Source organism: Streptomyces sp. NPDC027189 (assembly GCF_055566975.1).
The window spans coordinates 1-3291 of record NZ_JBVHRI010000075.1; the positions used below are offsets into that span (position 1 = coordinate 1).

Genomic DNA, 3291 nt, shown 5'->3' on the forward strand with positions numbered 1-3291 from the left:
GGTCGGAGACGTAGGAGGGGAGTTGGTCGGCCAGTTGCCGGTACGTCAACCCGGGCCGCCAGGACGGCAGATGCACCTCGTAGACGGAGAACGGGGCTTCGTGCGCCGGCCGCAGCCCCCTCCCGGACATCCACTCCTCGTCGCGCCACACGTGATGGGACGCGTCGACGACCGACGAGGTGTTCGGCGGAGCCTCGGTGCGGCGGGCCATCGGGTCGGCGCGCAGCGTGCGCGTTCCGTCGGAACGGGTGATCTCGAACTTGTACAGCTCGCCCTCGACGATCGAGGGCACGAACAGCTCCCACACCCCGGAGGAGCCCAGCGACCGCATCGGGTATCCCGTGCCGTCCCAGAAGTTGAAGGTGCCGGCCAGGCGCACACCGCGCGCGTTCGGGGCCCACACCGTGAAGCGGGTGCCGAGGACGCCCTGGTGCACCATCGGCTCCGCGCCGAGCGCCCGCCACAACTGCTCGTGCCGGCCCTCGCCGAGCAGATGCAGGTCGAGTTCTCCCAGCGCGGGCAGGAAGCGGTACGCGTCCTCGGTCTCCAGAACCGTCCCCTCGTACGCCACGACCAGCCGATACGACGCCGGGACCGCGCGCAGCGGCAGCAGTCCCGAGAAGAATCCGTCCCCGTCGTCGTGCAACTCGGCGCGCAGGTCGTCCGTCACGACGGTCACCGCCAGCGCGTACGGACGGAAGGCGCGGAAGGCCACCCCGCCCGGCACCGGATGGGCTCCCAGCACCCCGTGCGGATCGTGATGTGTGCCGTTGAGCAGCCGCTCCCGGTCACCGGGGTCGACGCCGGCGAAGACGGGAGCGCTGGCGGCGGCAGGCTCCGGCGCCTTCTTCGAGACCTTCACGGCCGTGCTCACGGTGGTCTTCTTGCCGGCGGCCCTGCTCACGGTGGTCTTCTTCCCGGCAACCACGCTCCCGGCGACCTTCTTGGCGGCGGCCTTCTTGCCCACGGCCGCCGTCTTACCCACGGCCGCCTTCTTCGCGGCGGCAGCCTTCTTACCGGCGGCGGCTTTCTTGGCCGTCGTTTTCCCCTCAGCGGCCTTCTTCACCGCCGTCTTCTTCGCGGCAGCCGACTTCTTCGTGCCGTTCTTCTTCGGACTGTCGTCGGACGGAGGGCGGGGCGTCACGGGCAGGGCCTCCTCGGCAGGGTGAGGTGGGGAAGTGGGACAGGTCAGGGGGATGCGGCGAGTCGGCGTATCGCCGCCATCGGCACCGGCAGCCAGTCGGGCCGGTGCCGGGCCTCGTACAGGACTTCGTAGACCGCCTTGTCCGTTTCGTAGGCGCGCAGCAGTACGGGGTCGGCGCGCGGGTCGACGCCGGAGACCTCGGCGTAGCCGCTGCAGTACGCGGCCCGGCAGGCGTCGGCCCAGCCGGCCACCGGAGGACGGTGCGAGTGGGCCGCGTAGTCGAAGGAGCGGAGCATGCCCGCGATGTCCCGCGCCGGAGGCTGTGGCATGCGGCGTTCGGCGAGGGGTTTCGACGGCTCGCCCTCGAAGTCGATGAGAGACCACTCCCCGGACGGCGAGCGCAGGCACTGGCCGAGGTGCAGATCGCCGTGGATGCGCTGCGCGGTCCAGGTGTGGCCCTCGACGGCGAGGCCGGCCAGCTCCTCGAAGGCGGTCCGCAACCCGGGAGCGTAGGGACGCAGCGCGGGCACCGCCTGCGCGGCCGCGTCCAGGCGCTCGGTCATGCCGTCGACGAGCAACTGCATCTGCGCGTGGCCCAGCGTGACCGTGGGCAGCGCGCGGGCGAGCGCCGTGTGCACCTCGGCGGTCGCACGGCCCAGCGCCCGCGCCTCGTCACCGAAGCCACCGAGGTCGCCGAAGCCGCTGAGGTCGCCGACGGCGCCGAAGTCCTCGGTCTTGGCCAGCTCGCGCAGCGCCAGCTCCCAGCCGTCCGTGGCGCCCCGTACGAAGGGCTGGAGTACGCCCAATACGTACGAGTCGTGGTCGGAGGCGAGGTCGGCCAGCAGCCAGCCCGCCGGGGCCGGCACGCGCGCGCAGCCCTCGCGGGCCAGTACCAGCGGAAGTTCCAGGTCTGGGTTGTTGCCCGGCACGATCCTCCGCAACAGCTTCAGGATGAACGTATCTCCGTAGACGATCGAGGAGTTGGACTGCTCCGAGGTGACCAGCCGCGGCACCAGGCCGCCCCTGATCTCGTGACGCAGGGCGCGTTCGAAGCGCAGATCGCCGATGCGGGTCCGCGTGCGGATCGCTTCGAGGAGCACGTCGGCGGGCCGGGCGTCGTACAACGCCTCGTACACGGTCCGGCCGGCCAGCGGACCCTCTTCCAGATGCCCGATGAGCGCGGGCGCCAGCCGTGGTGGCAGCGCCTCGCGCACGCCTATCAGCAGCTGGTAGCAGTCCCCGGGGTGCGGCAGAGCGCCCGGGGTGGGGGTGTCCGGCTGATGGGCCCGTACGAGGAGGTGGAGCAGGCCGAGCTGCGACGTCGACGGCAGCAGTTCGGTCTCCGCGACCAGCGAGAATCCGGTGACCGGGCGTCCCTTGCCCGCGAACCATCGCTGCCGCGGCAGCCATTCCTGCAGCAGTGGGTTCAGGGACGCGAGAAGGCCGGGACTTGTCGTGGCGGCACGAGTGACGGCTTCCGACATGGCGTGCGTCCTTTCCCCGGGAGTCGGGGTGTTCCTGATGCGTGCCCAGGGCGGGGCGGGAGAAACCGCCCCGCCGTGCGGGTTCTAGGCGGCGTCCTTGCGGAGCCGGAACCAGTAGAAGCCGTGGCCTGCGAGGGTGAGCAGGTAGGGCAGCTCACCGATGGCCGGGAAACGTACCCCGCCGATCAGCTCGACCGGGTGCCTCCCGTTGAACGCCCGCAGGTCCAGTTCGGTGGGCTGGGCGAAGCGGGAGAAGTTGTGGACGCACAGGACCAGGTCGTCCTTGTACTCGCGCAGGAAGGCGATGACCGCCGGGTTGGAGGACTGCAGCTCGGTGTAGGAGCCGAGGCCGAATGCCTTGTTCTGCTTGCGGATCTCGATCATGCGGCGGGTCCAGTGCAGCAGCGAGGAGGGCGACGACATGGATGCCTCGACGTTGGTGACCTGGTATCCGTAGACCGGGTCCATGATGGTGGGCAGGAACAGGCGGCCCGGGTCGCAGGAGGAGAAGCCGGCGTTGCGGTCGGGGGTCCACTGCATCGGGGTGCGCACGGCGTCCCGGTCGCCAAGCCAGATGTTGTCGCCCATGCCGATCTCGTCGCCGTAGTAGAGGATCGGTGAGCCGGGCAGGGACAGCAGCAGGGCGGTGAAGAGTTCGATCTG

The 3291-nt window shown here is 70.6% G+C and carries 3 protein-coding genes; all 3 read right to left on the reverse strand.

What is annotated here, in order from left to right:
- The coding region (locus ACZ4RZ_RS50200) for a GlgB N-terminal domain-containing protein (protein ID WP_467754360.1) at positions 1-1144 on the reverse strand (1144 nt) is incomplete at its 3' end.
- 44 nt (positions 1145-1188) lie between these two features.
- On the reverse strand, positions 1189-2628 hold the full coding sequence (locus ACZ4RZ_RS50205; RefSeq protein ID WP_467754362.1) for a maltokinase N-terminal cap-like domain-containing protein: 1440 nt from the start codon (positions 2626-2628) through the stop codon (positions 1189-1191).
- 84 nt (positions 2629-2712) lie between these two features.
- A partial coding sequence (locus ACZ4RZ_RS50210) for an alpha-glucosidase C-terminal domain-containing protein (protein ID WP_467754363.1) occupies positions 2713-3291 on the reverse strand: 579 nt, incomplete at its 5' end.

Coding starts and splice junctions, on each gene's coding strand:
- ACZ4RZ_RS50205 (WP_467754362.1), bottom strand. CDS start 2,628: ATGTCGGAAGCCGTCACTCGTGCCGCCACGACAAGTCCCGGCCTTCTC.